The following is a 20,154-nucleotide window of genomic DNA, read 5'->3' as shown; positions in this document are numbered from 1 at the left end:
CGTTGGGCATCAGGCTACGTGCTGCAAAAACTCGCGCAGGCGCGGGCTTGGCGGGTTCTTAACCAGTACCTGCGGATCGCCATCTTCCGCAATACGCCCTTTATCGATAAAGATCAGGCGCGAAGCCACTTTTTCGGCAAAGCCAATTTCGTGGGTGACGATGACCATGGTCATGCCTTCTTCGGCCAGATCCTGCATCACTTTCAGCACTTCGTGGCGCAGTTCGGGGTCCAGCGCAGATGTTGGCTCATCAAACAGCATCATTTTCGGCTTCACGGCCAGCGCGCGAGCAATCGCCACGCGCTGCTGCTGACCGCCGGAAAGCTCAGAAGGATAGTGGTGCGCGCGCTCCGCCAGCCCCACTTTCTCCAGCAGCTCTTTTGCCAGTTTTTCCGCCGCCGCTTTACTGGCACCGCGAACGCGTAGCGGGCCAAACATGACGTTTTCCAGCGCCGTCAAATGCGGGAACAGATAAAACTGCTGGAACACCATGCCTGCTTCCTGACGAATCAGTCGCTCGTCGACTTTAGGATCGTTGACCTTCAGGCCATCGACGATCAGTTCGCCGCTGGTAATCTCTTCAAGTTTGTTGATACAGCGCAGCAGGGTTGATTTACCGGACCCGGACGGCCCGATAATGACCACCACTTCGCCCTGGTTGATCTTCAGATCGATATCATGCAGCACTTTAGTTGGGCCAAAATGCTTGGAAACGTTTTTAAATTCAATCACAGGATTTTCATCCTTCTTTCGAGACGACGCAGAACAAAGCTCAGCACCAGGGTGATGATCAGATAAATGACGGCAACGGCGCTCCAGATTTCCAGCGCGCGGAAGTTACCGGCAATGATTTCCTGGCCCTGGCGGGTTAGTTCGGCAACGCCGATGACGATAAACAGCGAAGTATCCTTGATGCTGATAATCCACTGGTTGCCCAGCGGCGGCAGCATACGGCGCAGCGCCAGCGGCAGGATCACGTGGCGGATGGTTTCTCGACGTGAAAGGCCGAGCGCCAGACCCGCTTCGCGAAAGCCTTTGTGAATGGACAACACCGCGCCGCGGGTGATTTCTGCAATATAGGCACCGGAGTTAATCATAATGGTGACTACCGCTGCAGAGAACGGATCGATACGTAAATCGCTAAACGCCATCGGCAGGGCGAAGTAGATAAACATCACCTGCACCACAATCGGGGTGCCGCGAATGATTTCGATAAAAACCAGCGCGGTGTGATTGGCTATCCAACCGCCGAAACAGCGGGCGAAACCAGCCACCAGGCCGATTATCAGGCCGCCGACCAGGCCGAGGACAGAAATCCACAGCGTCATTTTGGCGCCTTCCAGCAAAATTGGAATGGCGGGCCAGATGGCACTCCAGTCAAACTGCATAAATGTGTTCCTGTTACCGTGTCGAAAACAGAGGTAGACCCTCTGAGAAAACCATTCAGGCCTGCTTATCAGCAGGCCTGGAAGAGAAAACGCTCATTATTATTTTGGTTCAGTACCGAACCATTTTTTATAAATTTCGTTGTAAGTGCCGTTTTCACGCAGCGTTTTCAGCGCGCCGTTCACTTTTTCACGCAGTTCGTCGCTGCCTTTCGGGAAGGCGATACCGTAGTCTTGCGCTTCCAGTGAATCACCGACCGCTTTGAACTTGCCGTTGCCCGCAGTTTTGATGAAGTAAAGAATGTTCGGCGTATCGTGCAGTACCGCATCAGCGCGACCGGTGCCCAGTTCCATATAGGCGTTGTCGATGTTCGGGAACTGACGCAGATCTTTGGTTTTGATATTGGCTTTCGCGTAGTCAACGGAGCCGGTACCGCCTTTCACTGCCACCACTTTACCGTTCAAATCTTTAACATCTTTGATGTCATTATTATTGGCGTTGACCATCACCAGCAGACCGCTTTTGTAATAGCCATCAGAGAAGTCGATTGCTTTTTTACGTTCTTCAGTGATGGTAATTCCCGCCAGCGCGAGGTCGATATTTTTGGTTTGCAGCGCCGGAATAATGCCGCTGAAGTCCATTGGCTTCAGGGTATAGTCCAGCTTCAGCTCTTTGGCGACTGCAGCCCACAAGTCGACGTCGAAACCAACGTACTTATCGCCCTGCTTGAATTCGAACGGAACAAATGCCGTATCGGTCGCGACAATCAGTTTATCAGCGGCGTGAGAAGAAACCGCAAAAGCCAGGGTCAGTGCAGCCAGTGAAACTTTAAATACAGACTTCATAGCATTTCCTTTTTTATCCACGGGATGATCCCCTGCGAGAACGAATAGTCTTATGAAAAAATCGTGCCAGTTTTACAACTTGTTGTTTTACAACAACCAGGATGAATCTCATTGCACGCTTTTGATAACGGATAACGCTAATTGCACCATTGTGGGGCGTTGTTTTGGTGCATCATAAGCACATCGCATAACAAGAGCATTTTTAACGCAAAATCAGAGGGGAAAACAATCTCGCCGTAACGATTGTGTGAGGTGATTATTACAATTGATTTACTTTGGTGCGTAATTTGAACACTTTTGCGCACTGATGTGGTGCATTAAGGCGATTGAGGTGGTGGAACAAAAAAAAGCCGCCAGCGGGGCTGACGGCAGTTGGCATTACTCGATATTGGCTTCGATGAACCACAGGAATTTATCCAGGTCACGGGAAGCTGCGGTAAAGATATCGGCAGTATCTTCATCTTTTGCTTCTTCGATGGCTTTACGCACGTCGTTAGCGACGATGGCGTAGCGATCGGCCAGCTCTTTCAGATGGTCCTGCACGCTATGGATATCCAGCGGGTAGCTTTTCAGCGGGCTTTTGCTATTGATGACCTGAGTGGTCCCCAGCGCCACGCCGCCAAGCTGTACGGCACGTTCAGCCATGGTATCAAGATGGTCGACTAGCGCGGTGCGAAAGCCGTCCAGCATTTCATGAACGGCAATGAAGTTTGCACCGCGCATATTCCAGTGAGCCTGCTTGGTAATCAGCGACAGGTCAATGAACTGGATCACCTGGCGATTCAGCAGCTCAACGGTCGCCTTCTTCGCGCTATCTGCGACGTCGTTACGGGTATAGAGCAGATTCGTTGCTTTAGTTTTAACCAGTTTTGCGGTACTCATAGTTTCATATCCTCTTGATATTTGTACTCGTCATACTTCAAATTTGAATTATGCGGAGCGTCTCGTCCCAATAACTTGCGGGATTAAGTATAGCAACGGATATGATGTTTGCAGTGTCGGTAGTCTCTATCGGTTTGATAGCACAGGTCTGTTGGACGGTTTTTATATCTTATAAATCAGACAACTAAGGCTCTGCGTGATGGGTTGTCATCAAGCAGAGCCTGCGATCAGTTAATGTCGACTTCTTTTATTTTACTTTCCCGACGCATCGTCAAAGTGGAGCCCATCGAGGCGAGGATAATTGCTCCCAGCGCCAGCGTTTGCACGAGGGTTAGCATCTCGCCAAGAAACACCATCCCGGAAAGCGCGGCAAGGGCCGGTTCCATGCTCATCAGCGTGCCAAATGTTTTGCTGGGCATGCGGGTAAGGGCGATCATCTCCAGCGAGTAGGGCAGAGCGGTCGACAAAATAGCGATCCCGAGCCCTGGCAACAGTAGGGCCCACTGAAATAACGTATCGCTGGCCTGAATCATCCCTATTGGCACGAAAACCACTGCGGCGATAAGCGAACCCATCGCCACCGTTGCCGGGCCGTGCTCTTCCCCGGCACGCTGGCCGGTGAGAATGTAGACTGCCCAGCAGGCTCCTGCCCCAAGCGCCAACAGCGCGCCCATCGGATCTATCTGCGAAACGTCTTGCCCCAGCGGCAGCAGGAACCACAGTCCGAGCACCGCCAGAGCCACCCACACAAAGTCCAGCGGGCGGCGAGAGCCAAACAATGCCACGGCCAGCGGCCCGGTAAACTCCAGCGCGACCGCAACTCCCAGCGGGATATGTTGAATCGATAAATAAAACAGGTAGTTCATGGCGCCAAGCGACAGACCGTATAACAGCAGCGGTAAACGCTGCTCCGGGGCGAAACGCAGGCGCCAGGGCTTGAAGACCACCACCAGGATTAAGGTTCCCAGGGCCAGACGTAGGGCGGTGACGCCAGGTGCACCCACTAATGGGAACAACGATTTCGCGAGCGATGCGCCGCTCTGGATGGAAATCATGGCGATGATAATAACCAGTATCGGCAACCATGCCGGTACTTTGCGGGACGAGCCGGGCATCCTTTCTCCTGTCAAATTTTGTCAAACGCGGTAAAGGTTCCAGTGTAAAGGAATTACCCGGCGGCGGTTTAGCTAATGTTGAAATAATCCGCCCCGGGAGCAGTACAATGAGATGAGATGCGAAGATAAATTCACCAGATGATTAGGAATAATCTGGATGCATATCGGGCGCTTTGTGAGCCTTAATATGTATGTATCCGCTAAAAAAGGTTGTTTTCCAGTTTGTTATAGAAGTGTGGAAACTTTTAGTTACATGAAAAAGTACGTTAGACAGTGTAAAGTGAAAAGAGTTTCCCAAAAGTTTTTGATATATTTAAGACTTAGGACTTATTAGAAACACATTTGAGGTGGTTATGAATAAAATTGCACGTTTTTCAGCACTGGCCGTTGTACTGGCTGCATCCGTAGGCACCACTGCTTTCGCTGCAACGTCTACCGTTACCGGTGGTTACGCTCAGAGCGACATGCAGGGCGAAGCGAACAAAGCAGGTGGTTTCAACCTGAAATACCGCTACGAGCAAGACAATAACCCGCTGGGCGTTATCGGTTCTTTCACCTATACCGCTAAAGATCGTACCGAAGATGGCGTTTACAAGAAAGGCCAGTACTACGGTATCACCGCTGGTCCGGCTTACCGTCTGAATGACTGGGCAAGCATCTACGGTGTAGTGGGTGTTGGTTACGGTAAATTCCAGGACAACAGCTACCCGAACAAATCTGATATGAGCGACTACGGTTTCTCTTACGGTGCTGGCCTGCAGTTCAACCCGATCGAAAACGTTGCTCTGGACTTCTCCTACGAGCAGTCTCGCATTCGTAACGTTGACGTTGGCACCTGGATTGCTGGCGTAGGTTACCGCTTCTAATCACTTCGGTGATGTAAAAAATCCGCCTCGAGGGGCGGATTTTTTTTGCCTGCGATTTCAGGTCGCCAGACTTAATTGACGGTGAAAGCGTCGGTGCCCAAATGGGTGTAGTCCACTTTCTTCAGCTGGAAGTTGGTGATGTACGTCGCCCCGGCTTTCTGCTCGGAGATAAAACGATAGCGCGGGGTAATCTCCTGAGCGCTGATCCCGGTCCACTGCGAGAAGAAACTGAGGAAATCATTGGCCGAGCGCCGCGCTTTAATGACCTTATGCGCTTTATCGTCGCTGGACAGCACCATAAACGGCACCTGGAAGTTCTGCTGATACTTATCATCGTGCGCCAGATACTGCACCTCTTTCCCACGCTCCTTGAACGCCAGACCATGATCTGAAAAATAGGTCATCGAGAAAGTGTCGCCGGAGTTTTGTAGCTGGCTATAAAGATTGCTCAGCAGCGTATCGGTTTGCGTCATGGTGTAGAGATAGCAGGAGGTCTCTTTCGACTGAACGAAAACGGTGTATTTTCCCTTGGTGCGATCGCAGGCCTGCGGGTGCGAGCCCATCAGATGCAGGACAATCAGCTGCGGCTGGGTACGACGGGTGGCAAGCACCTGTGCGGTAAGTTTCAAGAGCTGCTCATCCTGGGTATTTTTATTGGCTTCAAAATCGCCATTTTTGAGGAACTGCACTTCATCAGCGCGTTTGGCGATACTGGCAATTGCCGTGTCGTATTCGCCAATCTGTCCCTGATTCGAGAACCACCAGGTCTGAAAACCGGCGCGGTTGGCGAGGGTGACAAAGTTATCCTGAAACTGCGGCTTGTCATCGACGACGCGGTTGAGCGTTAAACCGAGCGACTTCTGCGTTGAACCGCTGGCGGCGATGTAGTCGTTAAATAGATAGCCTTTTACCGAACTGGCAAACGGCGTGTTATCCCAATGGCCGCCGAAGGCGCCGAGCGCATCGCGGCGTGCGCTTTCTCCGATGACCACCACGTACAGATGATATTTTGGCTTCACCGCCAGCACGTGCCAGCTATCTTTTATGTTCGCCAGTTGGGCCATCCGCGCTTGTTCATCCAGCACTTCATTATTATTCACCACCACATCTTTCACGAAGCGCACGGCAGGATAGCCGGTGTCGATAACCTTAAAGACGCCGCCCCATGCGAGGTTTTGCACCGGTTGCAGGAAGAAAATGCCGATGCAGAATAGCAGGCCGAGGGTGTCGATTTTACCCCAGCGCGTTGACGCTTGCGGTTTGCGGCGCACGGCAATCACGCCGAGCGCAAAGATGAACACGCCTAATAGATAGCTGTACCACGGAAAGATGGTCAGGATCTCGGTGGACTCTTCAATATTGGTGGCATGCAGCGCCAGCAGCGTATTGAAATTTGGCGCGCCGTAGGCCTGGCCAAAAGGATAGTACATGGCTGCTAACAGCGAATAAGCGCCAATCACCACTTTTTGCGCACGCGGAAAGCTCCGCCATAGCAGATGCAGTACGCAGGTAAAAGCAACGGTATAGAGCAGGCTAAAATCGTAGCCAAGCGCCAGGTTAATAAACAGCGATTGTAAAAAGTAGAATCCTGTCCATGGGTTCAGTACCACTCCGCGGGCGACCAGCGTTTCTTTCAGCGTGACATTCATAATAAACAATCAAAAAAGAGCCATGTGCGTCCCCTGGCATCAAGGGGTAAAACCTGCTGGACAGTGCCTGAAGAGGGTCTCTGCGAGCCGCAGTAGTGGCAGGGCTGACAAAAGATAGGGCTTGCAAATGTTAAGGTCAACTATCCATAACAGATTGTTTTGGGAGGATGCTTACAAAACTTGAAAAAAGTCGCAGAAATACGGAGGAACCAGACAGTTTGGCGGGGAATTGTGGCAGAAAAATGAAGCGGCGTACCGCGACGCCGCATTATTTTTTCGGTTTATCCTGCTGAGGTTTGCCGTTGATCAGATCGCACAGCATACCGACAAGCATTAACCGAACTTTAAAAGGGGAATGAGTAAACACGTTTAAGCACCTCTTGAATTCGTTCATGGTGACCTCCTGTAATTTCGTCCTTCGCTCCTTGAAGGATGTGTGTATTACATACAGATATAGCACAGGCTATATTGTATAGCTATGGCTAAAACGTTAAATTTTTGTTCTCTGTGCACGATCCATTACAATGGGGGTCCTTTTAGATGATGCTTGATGCGTCACAGGAATGAGGAAGCACAATGAACCGTCGCGCAGGTAAGCCAATAACTAAAAAAGTGACGCAGCTAGTGAATGTCGAAGAACACGTTGAAGGGTTTCGTCAGGTGCGCGAGGCGCATCGTCGGGAGTTAATTGATGACTACGTCGAGCTTATCTCGGATCTGATCCTCGAAGTGGGTGAGGCTCGTCAGGTAGATATGGCCGCACGTCTTGGCGTTTCGCAGCCAACGGTTGCGAAGATGTTAAAACGTCTGGCGAGCGTTGGGCTGATCGAACAGATCCCGTGGCGAGGGATCTTTTTAACTCCTGAAGGCGAGAAGTTGGCGCACGAGAGCCGTGAACGTCACCAGATCGTCGAAAACTTTTTACTGGTGATTGGGGTCAGCCCGGAGATAGCCCGTCGCGATGCCGAAGGGATGGAGCACCATGTTAGCGAAGAGACGCTGGCGATGTTTAAACAGTTTACCCTTAAGCAGGGGTCGCAAGGGGAATGAATCTCGTCTTTGTTCAGTCGTTGGCCCGCGACCGCTTTTTACATCTGCTGCTGATTGTTGGCGTTGTTTTAAGCTTTTTTGTCCCGTTTGCACCCAGAAGCTGGCTTCACGCCATTGACTGGCACACGATTATTACTCTTAGCGGGCTGATGCTACTGACCAAAGGCATCGAACTTAGCGGCTACTTTGATGTGCTCGGCCGCAAAATGGCGCGCCGTTTTGTGACCGAGCGCCAGTTAGCCATTTTTATGGTGCTGGCCGCCGCGCTACTTTCCACTTTCTTAACCAATGATGTCGCGCTGTTTATCGTCGTGCCGCTTACGCTGACGTTAAAAAAATGGTGCGCTATTCCAACCAGCCGATTAATTATTTTTGAAGCGCTGGCGGTCAACGCCGGGTCTTTATTGACACCTATCGGCAATCCGCAAAACATCCTGCTGTGGGGGCGTTCCGGCCTCTCTTTCCCGGCTTTCATCGGTCAAATGCTACCCCTGGCGGCGGCGATGATGATCACTCTGCTGGCGCTGTGCTGGTTCTGTTTTCCTGCGAAGCCCCTTAACTATCAGAGTAGCGACAGATCGCCTTCATGGCGGCCGAAGCTGGTCTGGGGCTGCCTGGCGTTCTATCTGGTCTTTTTGACCGCCTTAGAGCTGAAGCAAGAGCTGTGGGGGCTGGTGCTGATTGCGCTGGGTTTTCTGCTGCTGGCGCGGGCGGTGATTATTAACGTCGACTGGTCGCTGCTGCTGGTCTTTATGGCGATGTTCATTGACGTTCACCTGCTGACCCAGCTCCCGGTTCTACAGCATGCGCTCAACGGCGTCGGACAGCTTTCTGCCGGAGGGTTATGGCTGACGACGATTGGCTTGTCGCAGTTTATCAGCAACGTTCCGGCGACTATTTTACTGCTTAACTACGTTCCGCCTTCGGTGCTGCTGGCCTGGGCGGTCAACGTGGGCGGTTTTGGCCTGCTGCCGGGCTCTCTGGCGAACCTGATTGCGCTGCGCATGGCGGGCGATCGCCGTATCTGGTGGCGCTTCCATCTCTATTCTCTACCCATGCTGCTGTGGGCGGCGCTGGTGGGCTACGGGTTACTGCAACGCTGATTTTCAGAGAATTGGGCAAGAAACAAACAGGAACGCCACATTCGCACTCTTCGACTCCGGGGTATAACTATTCCCGGCAGTTAATCATCCTGATTAAGGAGAGTTCTATGCGATATCAAAAACTGGGCCACACCGGCCTGTTTGTTTCTGAGCTGTGCCTGGGCACCATGACCTTCGGCGGAGAAGGTGGCCTGTGGGGGAAAGTGGGTCAATTGCGTCAGGCGGAAGCGGAACAGCTGGTGGGCAGCGCGCTGGATGCGGGGATTAACTTTATCGACACCGCTGACGTCTATTCTGAAGGGCGTTCGGAAGAGATCACCGGCCAGGCGCTGAAGAATCTGAAAGTGCCGCGGGAAAACGTGGTGGTGGCCACCAAAGTATTTGGTGAAACCGGCACCGCGGGCGTCAATTCACGCGGCAGCTCGCGCTATCACATTATTGGCAGCGTAAAAGAGAGCCTGCGACGCCTTCAGCTCGATCATATCGATCTCTATCAACTGCACGGTTTCGATCCGGCAACGCCTATCGAAGAGACGCTGTATGCGCTGGATAATTTGGTGCAGCAGGGTCACGTCCGCTATATCGGCGTGTCGAACTGGGCGGCATGGCAAATCGCTAAAGCGCTGGGGATCTCCGAGCGGCTTGGGCTGGCGCGCTTTGCCTCGTTGCAGGCTTACTACACCATCGCCGGGCGCGATCTTGAGCGTGAACTGGTGCCGATGATGCAAAGCGAAGGGCTGGGATTGATGGTCTGGAGCCCGCTGGCGGGCGGCCTGCTCAGCGGGAAATATGATCGCGATGGACAGTCCGCAAGCGGCGGTCGCCGTCAGGAATTTGATTTCCCACCGGTGAACAAGACGCGAGCTTTTGACTGCATCGATGTGATGCGTGGAATCGCCGAGGCTAAAGGCGTTTCAGTGGCGCAAATCGCGCTGGCCTGGCTGCTGCATCAACCGGCGGTGAGCAGCGTGATCATCGGCGCGAAGCGTGCGGATCAGTTGGCAGACAACCTCGCGGCAACCGCGATTCACCTCAGTGACGTCGAACTGGAACAGCTGGATGTGGTCAGCGCGCTGCCGCGGGAGTATCCGGGCTGGATGCTGGAGCGCCAGGGTGAATACCGTCGGGGTCAGCTCGCGCAGCAGTAACGTTCCATTTCCTCCGCTTTCTATAAGCCAGATCGTGCAGACCACGATCTGGCTTTTTTTATATGCAACACTCACAAAAACGATCCGCAAATTTGCTTGATAACGTAAATTCGTTTATATGACTAGTCATGAAATTAATATGACTAGTCATAAGGTGCGAATCATGAATAAAACACTACCGGCAGATTTTCTATGGGGTAACTCGGTCTCCAGTATGCAAACCGAAGGGGCGTGGAATGAAGGTGGTAAGGGGATGTCGGTCTACGATATCCGTCAGCCTGCGGAATTTGCTTCCGACTGGAAGATCGCCACCGACTCCTACCACCGCTACCGGGAAGATTTTGACCTCATGAAAGATTTGGGGATGAACTGCTACCGCTTCCAGATTGCCTGGAGCCGCGTATGCCCGCAAGGCGATGGCGAATTCAACGAAGAGGGTATCGACTTCTATCACCAGTTTATTGATGAGCTGATCGCCCGCGGCATCGAGCCGATGATCTGTCTCTATCACTTCGATATGCCGCTGTCGCTGGCGGAGCGCTACAACGGTTTCACCGACCGCCGCGTAATGGAGGCTTTTATCCGCTACGGGCAGAAGATGATCGACTGCTTTGGCGATAAGGTGAAGTGGTGGCTGACCTTTAATGAACAGAATCTCTACCATATGCCGGACGCGTTTCAGATTTCAGGCTATATGCGCGGAGAGAAAACCCTGCGCGAGCTCTATCAGATTCAGCACCATGTGATGATGGCCCACGTCCATCTGACGCAGTATCTGCACCAGAGCAAACCGCAGTGCCTGATGGGCGGTATGCTGGCCCACGCGCTGGTTTATCCGGCGACCTGCAAACCGCGCGATATGCTCTGCGCCCAGCAGCTTGATGAGTTCCTAAACCAGAACCTGCTGCGCGCATACGCCGGGGAGGGCTACAGCCCGGAAGTGATGCATGTCGTGGCCCGCGAAGGCTTCGACGATATTTATCTGCCGGACGATCTGGCGCTGATGGCGACGGTAAAAATCGACTATCTGGCCTTTAGCTACTATGCCAGTAAAGCCCTCGACAGCGATGCGATTCCGCCGGGCACCCCGGTGAACAACTACATGCAGTTTGGTGATAAAAAGAATGAATATCTGCAGGCCACCGAGTGGAACTGGCAGATTGACCCTGTGGGCTTTCGCATGATCATCACCCGCTACTACAACGACTGGCGGCTGCCGGTGTTCCCGATTGAAAATGGTATTGGGGTGATTGAATCCTGGGATGGCGAAAACGAAGTGGCTGACGATTATCGCATTGCCTATCATCGCGATCATATCAACGCCATGAAAGAAGCGATGTTTGAGGATGGCGCGCAGGTGATTGGCTACCTGGGCTGGGGATTGATCGACATTCTCAGCTCACAGGGCGATATGCGTAAACGCTACGGGGTTGTTTACGTGAATCGTGAAAACCACGATCTGAAAGACCTCAAACGCGTGCCGAAGAAAAGCTATGCCTGGCTGAAGCGGGCTATTCACAGCAACGGCGAAGAGATGTAACGGCGCGTCAGGCGGGCAGATAGTGTATTCTGCCCGCCAGCCACCATCAGCAAAGCAAAAGGATCGGGCAATGACGGCCAAATATCTGAATATCGCGCGGGAAATTAAAAAGCGCATCATCAGCCAGCAGTATCCGGCCAGCGCGCCATTACCCGACCAGTTCGCGTTAGCGGCGGAATTCAGCACCAGCAGGATGACCATCCAGCAGGCGATGCGTCAGCTTATCGTCGAAGGACTTATCTACACCCGTAAGGGGCAGGGCACCTTTGTGCGCAAGAATTTTCTCCAGCTTTCGCAATGGGAGCTGCCAGGCAGCGACTATTTTGGCGCGACGAAAACCTGGGAACATTTAGGGGAAGTGACCAGCCGGGTGATTCGCTTTGAGCTGCGTTTTCCCAGCGAGAAAGAGCAAACGTCGCTGCTGATCGACGCCGACGCCCCGGTCTATGATTTCGTTCGTCTGCGCCTGCTCAACGACGAACCCGTATCGCTGGATTTGACCGTGATGCCCGTTGCGCTGGTGCCCGGCCTGAATAAAAGTCATCTGGAAAGCTCGGTGTTTCGCTACGTGCAGGAGGCGCTGGGGCTAAAAATGATGGGGTCGTATCGCGTAGTGCGGGCGATAAAACCGCAAGATCTGGATAAGGAGCATCTCAACTGCGAGGTGAGCGATCCGGTCTTAGAGGTTGAGCAGGTTATCTATCTGGAGGATGGGACTCCGCTGGAGTATGCCCATTGCCACTACCGCTACGATCATGGCGGCATTATTCTGGTCAATAACGGATAAAAAAATGGCGGGCACCAGGCCCGCCTTTCTGTTTTTTCTTATCAGCTTAGTTCAGGCGCACCGGCATACCGGAACGGTTCTGAATGGCCTGATCAACCACGCTCTGATCAACATCCGTCTGTCCAGTAATGGCCTGCACTGACTTGGTCAGGTTAATCGGCACGATTTCACCGTCCTGGAACTGTGCTTCTGTGGTGGACAGCGGGTTGTGAACTTCAATGAAGCGGCTGCCGTCAGGCTCGGTGGTGGCTTTTACCGGCTCATCGATAAACTCAACGCGGGTGCCGACCGGCACGTTGTCAAACAGGAATTTGATATCTTCGTTACGCAGACGCACGCAGCCGTGGCTCACGCGCAGACCGATACCGAAGTTGGCGTTAGTACCGTGGATGGCGTACAGACGGCCGATATACAGCGCGTACAGGCCCATCGGGTTATCCGGACCTGCCGGGACAACGGCTGGCAGCGGTTCACCTGCGGCAATATATTCAGCGTGCATTTTGGCGGTTGGGGTCCAGGTCGGGCCCGCTTTTTTACGCTCAACTTTAGTCACCCAGTTGATCGGCGTATCTTTACCCAACTGACCGATACCGATAGGCAGCACGATCACAGTGTTGGTGCCTTTCGGATAGTAGTACAGGCGCATTTCCGCGCTGTTGATAACGATACCTTCATGCACGGTGTCCGGCAAAATCAGCTGCTGCGGGATATTCAGTACGGTACCGCCCTTTGGCAGGAAGGTGTCCACGCCAGGGTTGGCTTCCAACATGTTGGATAAGCCCATCTGATATTCGGCGGCAAAGTATTCCAGCGGCTGCTTGTTGCCTTCCGGGATGGTGATGACCTGGTTTTGGCCAATCAGACGGCTGCCATCGGTAGGCAGTGGATAGGTTACAGCAGAAGCTGTGTTGCAAAAGCCCACGATGGCGAAGGCTGCCGCGAAGAGAGTCGATAATTTCATATTCTTTATGTCGTTGGCGAAAACAATGCCACACAGGCCTTTGTCAGATTAAACAGGGAGTCGATGGGAGCGCATTATATGTGCATTCCGGCAAACAGGTAAATGAGATGTGTACGAAATCACATTTTTTTCCCCGTGCTGTTTTGAGTGTAGCCTGCGGGCGTTGGTTGTTGTCGCAATTTGTGGCATCCAGGCCGGAGGGGACTACCCCTCCAGAAGTCTTGATTGAAGCGCTTCTCGCGCCTGCGGCGTGAGCTGATACTCCTTTTCCAGCCAGCTATCAACGCTGGCATATCGCTCATTAATTGCGCCGAGCGCGGCGGCGAGATATGACTCCTGCACCGTCATCATTTCGGCCAGATTTTGCCGCCCGCGAGTGGTCAGCTCATCGCCGAGCGATTCAAGCATAAAATCTTCGACCTGGGTCAGCATGCCGTGGGTGAGCAGGTACTCTTCCATCACCGTATGGATATCACAGCCGAGGGCCAGCAGCGTCAGGGCGCATCCAACGCCGGTACGGTCTTTACCCACCGCGCAGTGCTGCAGCAGCGCGCCATCGAAAGGCTCCATCAGCCATCCGGTGAGCTGGCGATAGGCGGCGTTATTAAACGGAAGCTGGCGATAAAGTTCGATCATAAACTGCTCGCCGTTCAGGGCATTCAGCGTCGAGGCATTCAGCTCTGTCACTTTCGCATTGACGTCGCGAACGTGCGGGTTGGCGGGAGCGTTGAGATAGTGCGCCAGTTCGTTCAGCTTATCGGGGCTACGATTCACTTCAGCCGGGTCGCGATAGTCAATTACCCGGCTAAGAGGAATAGTATCCAGATGACTTAAGTCATCGTGGGTCATCATATGCAACGAGCCCGAGCGCAGCAGTTTACCTGAACGCACGCGGCGACCGTCGGCGGTACGCTGACCGCCCAGGTCACGAAAGTTGATACCGCCCTGTAGCGATAAGAAAGCCGGATGGCGGGAGAGAGTGGTCATAGGTTCCTTCCGAATTTATGGAGAAAAATTACGCATCAAGCAGTGTAACCGCGCAATATGACAATGACCCTAACACAAGCGTCCGCTACGATTTTATTACGACCCGTGAAAAGTGAAGCATTTGCTGGCATAATGTCTGGTTCATCACACTTCTCATTCTCTATTTTCAGGATAACCCCGTGCTAGTATCCAGCAACGTCACCATGCAGTTCGGCAGTAAGCCGCTGTTCGAAAACATTTCCGTCAAATTTGGCGGCGGCAACCGTTACGGCCTGATTGGCGCCAACGGTAGCGGTAAATCGACCTTTATGAAGATCCTCGGCGGCGATCTGGAACCGACGCTTGGCAACGTCTCCCTCGATCCAAACGAACGTATCGGTAAACTGCGTCAGGATCAGTTCGCGTTTGAAGAGTTCAGCGTGCTGGATACGGTTATCATGGGCCACGGCGAGCTGTGGGAAGTGAAGCAGGAGCGCGATCGTATCTACGCTCTGGCGGAGATGAGCGAAGAGGACGGCTACAAAGTGGCTGACCTCGAAGTGCTGTACGGCGAGATGGACGGCTATTCTGCCGAAGCGCGCGCCGGTGAGCTGCTGCTGGGCGTCGGCATTCCGGTGGAACAGCATTACGGTCCGATGAGCGAAGTTGCTCCCGGCTGGAAACTGCGTGTGCTGCTGGCTCAGGCGCTGTTCTCTAATCCGGACATCCTGCTGCTCGATGAACCGACGAACAACCTCGACATCGACACTATTCGCTGGCTGGAGCAGACGCTGAACGAGCGCGACAGCACCATGATCATCATTTCGCACGACCGTCACTTCCTCAACATGGTTTGTACCCACATGGCGGATCTCGACTACGGCGAGCTGCGCGTGTACGCCGGTAACTATGATGAATACATGACTGCCGCTACTCAGGCTCGCGAGCGTCTGTTGTCTGATAACGCTAAGAAAAAAGCGCAGATTGCCGATCTGCAATCCTTCGTCAGCCGCTTTAGCGCCAACGCTTCTAAATCACGCCAGGCGACTTCTCGCGCCCGTCAGATTGATAAAATCAAGCTTGATGAAGTGAAAGCCTCCAGCCGTCAGAACCCGTTCATTCGCTTTGAGCAGGACAAGAAACTGTTCCGTAATGCGCTGGCAGTCGAAGAGCTGGCGAAAGGTTTTGATAACAACCCGCTGTTTAAAAAATTCAATCTGCTGCTGGAAGTGGGCGAGAAGATTGCCATTCTTGGCGCCAACGGCGTGGGTAAATCTACCATGCTGAAAACGCTGGTCGGTGAGCTGACGCCGGATAACGGTACCGTTAAATGGTCCGAAAACGCGCAGATTGGTTACTACGCGCAGGATCATGAATACGAATTTGAAAATGACCTGACGGTATTTGACTGGATGAGCCAGTGGAAACAGGAAGGTGACGACGAGCAGGTGGTGCGCAGCTTCCTCGGCCGTCTGCTGTTCAGCCAGGACGATATCAAGAAGCCTGCAAAAGTACTTTCCGGTGGTGAGAAGGGCCGTATGCTGTTCGGTAAGCTGATGATGCAGAAGCCGAACATCCTGGTCATGGATGAACCGACCAACCACCTGGATATGGAATCGATTGAATCGCTGAACATGGCGCTGGAGATGTATCAGGGCACCCTGATCTTCGTTTCCCACGACCGCGAATTCGTCAGTTCGCTGGCAACCCGCGTGATCGAAATTACGCCTGAGCGCGTGGTGGACTTCACCGGTAACTACGAAGATTATCTGCGCAGTAAAGGCGTCGAATAATTCTCCCGTTGTTTGCCCCGGATGACGGCGCTAGCGCGCCTTATCCGGGCTACCGGCCCACAGACGGCGGTGAACTTGTAGCCCGGGCAAGGCGCGTCAAGCGCCGCCCCCGGGAGCAGAGCGCAGAGTGGTTGAATTTCCCGGAGGCGTTGCTGTGCCTCCGACGGTAGCGCGAAAAAAGCCTATTGCTCCTGTTCTCTCTCCCGGTGGGAGAAGGGCAGTCTTGGGGCTCCAGATCGCACTACACCAGCCACTCGTTCCTTTCTTCACCATTCACCAGCAGTCGGCGTTTTTCTCCCGCCGGTAATGACACTTTCAGCATTTTCCACGCCGGACGATAATCCCCACTAGCGTTGACCTTCAGGTTGATAGTCGCACCATCACACACCATCTCCCACTCCAGCCACAGCGCATTGCCTTCTTTATAGCCCCAGCTTTCGCCATCATCTTCAAACAACAGTCCGTTGGCTGAACCCACGCCTTTCAGCGGGAACAGCTTCAGTTCGCGGCTATCATCTTTATGCGCATCGACGTAGGTAATGCGCTCGCTCATCGGCAAGCCAGCCCCAGCCCGCACCAGCAACGGTAGTTTTTCCAGCGGCGCATCAAGCATTATCCACTGACCGCCAGAGAACCATTCGCTACTATAAAAATCGTACCAGCCGGATTCGTTGTCTGGTAACCAGACGCGGCGCTGACGCTGGCCTTGTTCGACTACGCTGGCGACCAGGATATCGCGACCGAGAAGAAAGTCATCGCACTCTTCAAAGGTCTGTTGATCGTGCTCGTGGTCGAGAAACGTTGGGCGTAGCATCGGTTCATCATCGGCATGCGCCTGCCATAACAGGGTATAAAGGTACGGGAGCAGACGATACCGCAGTTCAACCGCACCGCGAATTGCTGGCGTGATGGCCGGATACATCCATGGTTCGTTTACCGTCTGGTCATCATTCCAGGAATGGATAGTAAAGCGTGGATGCATTACCCCATTCTGCACCCAGCGAACGAACAGCTCGGCGTCAGGTTTATCACCGGAAAAACCACCAACGTCGTGGCCGAGGTTGTAGAGGCCAGATAAACTCATCCCAAGCCCCATACGAGTGTTGTAGCGCAATGTGTCCCAGTTGGTCCGGTTATCACCACTCCAGGTCTGAACATAACGCTGCATTCCGGCGCAGCCGGAACGAGAGATCAGGTATGGTCGTTTTTCCGGCGCGAAACGCTGTTGGGCTTCAAGCGAGGCGCGTATCATCAATAAAGGCATAACCGGGCGGATATGCTTGATGGCAATTTCGTGGCCGAAGCCGTGACAGCGCGCCTCTCCATCCCATACCTCAAACTCGTTATTGTCATTCCACGTTGAGTCAATTCCCATCTCCAGCAGTTGGGTGGTGACTCCCTCCTGCCACCAGGCGACGGTCTGCGGATTGGTGAAGTCAAGGTGAGAACCTTCGTCATCCCAAAAACTGGACCGTTCCGGGGCATCATTTTCTGAGTCGCGAATGAATAACCCTTTTTCGGCGACTTCGTTATAGCGCGGGTGGTCCTGTAGCAGACAAGGTTTAATATTGGCCGCTAGCTTAAGCCCGGCATCGTGGAACGCCTTACTCATCACTTTTGGCTGCGGCACTTTGTCGTAGTTCCAGTTAAATACGTAGCGCTTACCGTTGATTGAGGTATAGCCGGATGAGAGCTGGAACGAATCGCACGGAATAGCGTGCTCATCACACAGGCGGATAAAGTTCATCAGCTGGTTTTGTGCGTCAGGGGCATCGGTGTAATGCATGGTGGAACCGCTGTAGCCGAGGCTCCATTTTGGTCCGAATAAGGTTTTACCGGTCAGGCGTACAAACGCTTTAGTCACATCCAACACGCGCTTACCGGTAAACATGTAGTAATCGATATCACCTGCTTCTGCCTGCCAACGGCGATAAGCGGTGTGATAGTTGTCGATTTCGTTGCCCAGATCCAGCCAGCTACTGCTTAGGTTGTCGTAGAACAGACCATAGCTGATGTCGCTGCGTTGAGCGATGGTAAAAGGAATATGTTTGTACAAAGGGTCGGTGCTCACGGCGTTGTAGCCCATTGCGTCGAGGTTACGCATTTCGTAACGCTTACCGGTACGTTGCAGATCGCCTGCTTTATCTCCAAGGCCGTAAAAACGTTCGTCTTTGCGGCGACTCTGGTAGTGCGCCACGCCGTCGCCGTGGGCGTTAACCAAATAAGCGCTGGTTGGGCGGTCATTCACCAACGATTGCCATTGACCGGCATCGTCCCGATAACTCCACTCCAGCCACAGCGGCTGGTGCACCGTGACGCGTAGCTGTTGGGTGGCGATGGTCAGGATGCCGTCCTGCTGTGTGAGAACCCAGTCAGGTAGAGTAAAACCGCTGAGATCCTCGCGCTGGCGTCCTTCCCAGGGGACATCCTGCTCCGGGGCAATACTCCAGGTGCGTTCCAGCGCCAGCTCGCCTTTTCGTTTTAGCAATACGCGGAACAGGTTTTCTTCCAGCACATACAGGCATAGCGTGTGCATTCCATCGACGGTCAGTTCAACGTGATGTGCCAGTTGTTGTTGCAATGTCCAGTGTTTGAGCGTTTTCATCATTTATATCCACTTTCAAGCGCGCTTGGCGCGGCGTTCAGCAATAAATGCTACCAGGAAAAAGGCACCAATCAGGTCAAAGAAACCCATGGCGATAAATAGCGGATTGAAGCCGATTTTGTCGGCAGTCACTCCGATTAATAAAGAGAACAGGAAGCTGGCGATCCAGGCGGCGGATCCGCGCATCCCGTTGACGGTTGCCATCTGGCCTTTATCAAACGATTCCACAACCAGGGCGCTAAGCATGCAGGAGATTATCTGATGGCCGAAGCCGCCGATTGAGATCAGTACGATGGTGATATAGGGATCGCGGGTAATGGCGACGAGACCCAGTGAAATCATTAGAAACGCGCCGGTAACCGAGCTGGCAACTACTGAGTTAACTCGTGTACAGCCAAACCAACGGGTATACAACCTGGTCAGATAACCACTGGCGACGCTACCGATATCAGCGACGAGAAATGGCAGCCAGGCGAACATCGCGATTTGTTTCAGATCCATGCCGTGTTCTTTTGCCAGATACAGCGGTACCCAGAAACTGAGGACTGCCCAGGCCGGTTCCGCCATAAACGCAGGGATCGCAATCCCGTAAAAACGTTTGTTTTTACCAACGGTTTTCAGCGCGGTGAGGAACGGTAGCTTCACGGCCGGTGCTTCGTTATCCTGCTGAATATACTTCAGTTCGTCCTGGCTAAGATTCGGGTGTTTTTCCGGGTTATGATAAAACGCCCACCAAAGCACGACCCACAAAAGCGCCAGCCCACCGGTGAACATGAATGCGCCCTGCCAGCCGAATGAAGCGTGTGCGAAGTAGATAATTGGCGGCGCCAACATTGCGCCGACGGAGAAGCCGACGCCAGCCCAACCTGCCGCGATCGGACGCTCGGATTTTGGAAACCACTCACCTAGCGTTTTGGCGTTTGCTGGCGTCGCCGCCGCTTCAGCGCCACCCATGAAAAAACGCAGAATTGCCAGGTGCAGCCAGCTCCCCGCGCCAGCATGGGCAATGCAAGCGATAGCCCACAGCGTGGCACAGATCATAAAGCCGAGCTTGAGACCAATCACGTCGATGAGCCAACCACATAGCGGCTGGAAAATGGTGTATGCCAGTTGAAAAGCGCCGACTATCCACGAGTACTGCTCGGTAGTAATACCGAGAGAGGTTTTTAATTCCGGGGCGATAATCCCCAACGAGTTGCGTGTGATGTAGTTAACGGTAACGCCCAGTAAAAACAGCACCAGCACCCACCAGCGTAGATTCTTCACTATGCGGCGTGATTTACTCGCCGCCATATCATTATTGAGGCCTTGGCTCATAGAACTCTCCACGAGACATATAGTAGGAAAATTGACCAACCCACTTCCTGAGTGATCGCTAAACGTTTGTATTTCGTTGTTTGCTAATGTTTTTGCTCCACCATCATTGGTTGACTAATTTTGAAAGTTGGTGGACCAATT

The 20,154-nt window shown here is 53.2% G+C and carries 18 protein-coding genes; 7 read left to right on the top strand and 11 right to left on the bottom strand.

Going from position 1 to position 20,154, the window contains the following annotated elements; genetic code table 11:
• Positions 1 to 9: 9 nt before the first annotated feature.
• The 5 genes from glnQ to rhtA all read right to left on the bottom strand — a co-directional run bounded on the left by glnQ (position 10) and on the right by rhtA (position 4,228).
• The gene (glnQ, locus tag AC07P6_RS20810; RefSeq protein ID WP_112214715.1) at positions 10 to 732 is read right to left on the bottom strand and encodes a glutamine ABC transporter ATP-binding protein GlnQ; all 723 of its coding nucleotides are present in this window, start codon (positions 730 to 732) and stop codon (positions 10 to 12) included.
• Positions 729 to 1,388, bottom strand: coding sequence for a glutamine ABC transporter permease GlnP (gene glnP, locus AC07P6_RS20805; protein ID WP_182237390.1), 660 nt, complete (start codon positions 1,386 to 1,388; stop codon positions 729 to 731). Before glnP ends, glnQ begins: the two co-directional genes overlap by 4 nt.
• A gap of 99 nt (positions 1,389 to 1,487) precedes the next feature.
• Complete coding sequence (gene glnH, locus AC07P6_RS20800; protein WP_110275365.1) at positions 1,488 to 2,231, bottom strand: glutamine ABC transporter substrate-binding protein GlnH; 744 nt, start codon at positions 2,229 to 2,231, stop codon at positions 1,488 to 1,490.
• A 378-nt stretch (positions 2,232 to 2,609) separates the two neighbouring features.
• Entirely contained in the window at positions 2,610 to 3,113 is a 504-nt protein-coding gene (gene dps / locus AC07P6_RS20795; RefSeq protein ID WP_110275363.1) for a DNA starvation/stationary phase protection protein Dps, read from the bottom strand.
• Between the two features lie 227 nt (positions 3,114 to 3,340).
• Complete coding sequence (gene rhtA, locus AC07P6_RS20790; RefSeq protein ID WP_142513193.1) at positions 3,341 to 4,228, bottom strand: threonine/homoserine exporter RhtA; 888 nt, start codon at positions 4,226 to 4,228, stop codon at positions 3,341 to 3,343.
• A gap of 353 nt (positions 4,229 to 4,581) precedes the next feature.
• Here rhtA and ompX point away from each other — a divergent pair, with 353 nt between their 5' ends.
• Positions 4,582 to 5,094, top strand: coding sequence for an outer membrane protein OmpX (gene ompX, locus AC07P6_RS20785; RefSeq protein ID WP_110275359.1), 513 nt, complete (start codon positions 4,582 to 4,584; stop codon positions 5,092 to 5,094).
• Between the two features lie 71 nt (positions 5,095 to 5,165).
• Here ompX and AC07P6_RS20780 read toward each other — a convergent pair whose 3' ends face one another.
• Together AC07P6_RS20780 and mntS are read right to left on the bottom strand one after the other, a co-directional pair.
• A complete protein-coding gene (locus AC07P6_RS20780) occupies positions 5,166 to 6,743 on the bottom strand; it encodes a phosphoethanolamine transferase (RefSeq protein WP_182237392.1) in 1,578 nt (525 codons plus the stop codon).
• Between the two features lie 268 nt (positions 6,744 to 7,011).
• Positions 7,012 to 7,137, bottom strand: coding sequence for a manganase accumulation protein MntS (gene mntS / locus AC07P6_RS20775; RefSeq protein ID WP_304257225.1), 126 nt, complete (start codon positions 7,135 to 7,137; stop codon positions 7,012 to 7,014).
• A gap of 182 nt (positions 7,138 to 7,319) precedes the next feature.
• On the opposite strand from mntS, the gene mntR reads away from it, so the two are divergent.
• From mntR to AC07P6_RS20750, 5 genes are all read left to right on the top strand, one after another.
• Positions 7,320 to 7,793: a manganese-binding transcriptional regulator MntR gene (gene mntR / locus AC07P6_RS20770; protein WP_110275353.1), complete on the top strand. Its 474-nt coding sequence runs from the start codon at positions 7,320 to 7,322 to the stop codon at positions 7,791 to 7,793.
• A complete protein-coding gene (locus AC07P6_RS20765) occupies positions 7,790 to 8,896 on the top strand; it encodes an anion transporter (RefSeq protein ID WP_182237396.1) in 1,107 nt (368 codons plus the stop codon). The genes mntR and AC07P6_RS20765 overlap by 4 nt, the downstream gene beginning before the upstream one ends.
• 107 nt (positions 8,897 to 9,003) lie before the next feature.
• Positions 9,004 to 10,044 carry an aldo/keto reductase gene (locus AC07P6_RS20760; protein WP_478314459.1) on the top strand — a complete coding sequence of 347 codons (1,041 nt, stop codon included), beginning with the start codon at positions 9,004 to 9,006 and terminating at the stop codon, positions 10,042 to 10,044.
• Between the two features lie 163 nt (positions 10,045 to 10,207).
• A complete protein-coding gene (locus AC07P6_RS20755) occupies positions 10,208 to 11,584 on the top strand; it encodes a glycoside hydrolase family 1 protein (protein WP_478314457.1) in 1,377 nt (458 codons plus the stop codon).
• 70 nt (positions 11,585 to 11,654) lie between these two features.
• On the top strand, positions 11,655 to 12,371 hold the full coding sequence (locus AC07P6_RS20750) for a GntR family transcriptional regulator (RefSeq protein ID WP_304257234.1): 717 nt from the start codon (positions 11,655 to 11,657) through the stop codon (positions 12,369 to 12,371).
• 46 nt (positions 12,372 to 12,417) lie between these two features.
• Here the strand turns inward: AC07P6_RS20750 and ldtB are convergent, their stop codons facing one another.
• Positions 12,418 to 13,332 carry a L,D-transpeptidase gene (gene ldtB / locus AC07P6_RS20745; protein ID WP_110275345.1) on the bottom strand — a complete coding sequence of 305 codons (915 nt, stop codon included), beginning with the start codon at positions 13,330 to 13,332 and terminating at the stop codon, positions 12,418 to 12,420.
• A gap of 204 nt (positions 13,333 to 13,536) precedes the next feature.
• A complete protein-coding gene (locus AC07P6_RS20740; RefSeq protein ID WP_478314455.1) occupies positions 13,537 to 14,319 on the bottom strand; it encodes a tyrosine-protein phosphatase in 783 nt (260 codons plus the stop codon).
• Positions 14,320 to 14,498: 179 nt separating this feature from the next.
• Between AC07P6_RS20740 and AC07P6_RS20735 the strand changes: the two genes are divergently transcribed.
• Positions 14,499 to 16,091 (top strand): ABC-F family ATPase, encoded by a 1,593-nt coding sequence (locus tag AC07P6_RS20735; RefSeq protein ID WP_182237404.1) that lies wholly within the window; start codon positions 14,499 to 14,501, stop codon positions 16,089 to 16,091.
• Positions 16,092 to 16,332: 241 nt separating this feature from the next.
• Here AC07P6_RS20735 and AC07P6_RS20730 read toward each other — a convergent pair whose 3' ends face one another.
• Positions 16,333 to 18,696: a glycoside hydrolase family 31 protein gene (locus AC07P6_RS20730; RefSeq protein WP_478317043.1), complete on the bottom strand. Its 2,364-nt coding sequence runs from the start codon at positions 18,694 to 18,696 to the stop codon at positions 16,333 to 16,335.
• A gap of 15 nt (positions 18,697 to 18,711) precedes the next feature.
• Positions 18,712 to 20,013 (bottom strand): MFS transporter, encoded by a 1,302-nt coding sequence (locus AC07P6_RS20725; protein WP_478314453.1) that lies wholly within the window; start codon positions 20,011 to 20,013, stop codon positions 18,712 to 18,714.
• Positions 20,014 to 20,154 lie beyond the last annotated feature (141 nt).

The sequence above is a fragment of the Klebsiella sp. GFKo11 genome (assembly GCF_056490265.1).
Note: the sequence above shows the minus strand (reverse complement) of the source record. Positions and strands in the feature narration are given on the sequence as shown.

Bases quoted from the DNA above. Each gene is read 5' to 3' on its own strand.
- glnP (WP_182237390.1), bottom strand. From the start codon at position 1,388: ATGCAGTTTGACTGGAGTGCCATCTGGCCCGCCATTCCAATTTTGCTG.
- glnH (WP_110275365.1), bottom strand. From the start codon at position 2,231: ATGAAGTCTGTATTTAAAGTTTCACTGGCTGCACTGACCCTGGCTTTT.
- dps (WP_110275363.1), bottom strand. From the start codon at position 3,113: ATGAGTACCGCAAAACTGGTTAAAACTAAAGCAACGAATCTGCTCTAT.
- rhtA (WP_142513193.1), bottom strand. From the start codon at position 4,228: ATGCCCGGCTCGTCCCGCAAAGTACCGGCATGGTTGCCGATACTGGTT.
- ompX (WP_110275359.1), top strand. From the start codon at position 4,582: ATGAATAAAATTGCACGTTTTTCAGCACTGGCCGTTGTACTGGCTGCA.
- AC07P6_RS20780 (WP_182237392.1), bottom strand. From the start codon at position 6,743: ATGAATGTCACGCTGAAAGAAACGCTGGTCGCCCGCGGAGTGGTACTG.
- mntS (WP_304257225.1), bottom strand. From the start codon at position 7,137: ATGAACGAATTCAAGAGGTGCTTAAACGTGTTTACTCATTCCCCTTTT.
- mntR (WP_110275353.1), top strand. From the start codon at position 7,320: ATGAACCGTCGCGCAGGTAAGCCAATAACTAAAAAAGTGACGCAGCTA.
- AC07P6_RS20765 (WP_182237396.1), top strand. From the start codon at position 7,790: ATGAATCTCGTCTTTGTTCAGTCGTTGGCCCGCGACCGCTTTTTACAT.
- AC07P6_RS20760 (WP_478314459.1), top strand. From the start codon at position 9,004: ATGCGATATCAAAAACTGGGCCACACCGGCCTGTTTGTTTCTGAGCTG.
- AC07P6_RS20755 (WP_478314457.1), top strand. From the start codon at position 10,208: ATGAATAAAACACTACCGGCAGATTTTCTATGGGGTAACTCGGTCTCC.
- AC07P6_RS20750 (WP_304257234.1), top strand. From the start codon at position 11,655: ATGACGGCCAAATATCTGAATATCGCGCGGGAAATTAAAAAGCGCATC.
- ldtB (WP_110275345.1), bottom strand. From the start codon at position 13,332: ATGAAATTATCGACTCTCTTCGCGGCAGCCTTCGCCATCGTGGGCTTT.
- AC07P6_RS20740 (WP_478314455.1), bottom strand. From the start codon at position 14,319: ATGACCACTCTCTCCCGCCATCCGGCTTTCTTATCGCTACAGGGCGGT.
- AC07P6_RS20730 (WP_478317043.1), bottom strand. From the start codon at position 18,696: ATGAAAACGCTCAAACACTGGACATTGCAACAACAACTGGCACATCAC.
- AC07P6_RS20725 (WP_478314453.1), bottom strand. From the start codon at position 20,013: ATGAGCCAAGGCCTCAATAATGATATGGCGGCGAGTAAATCACGCCGC.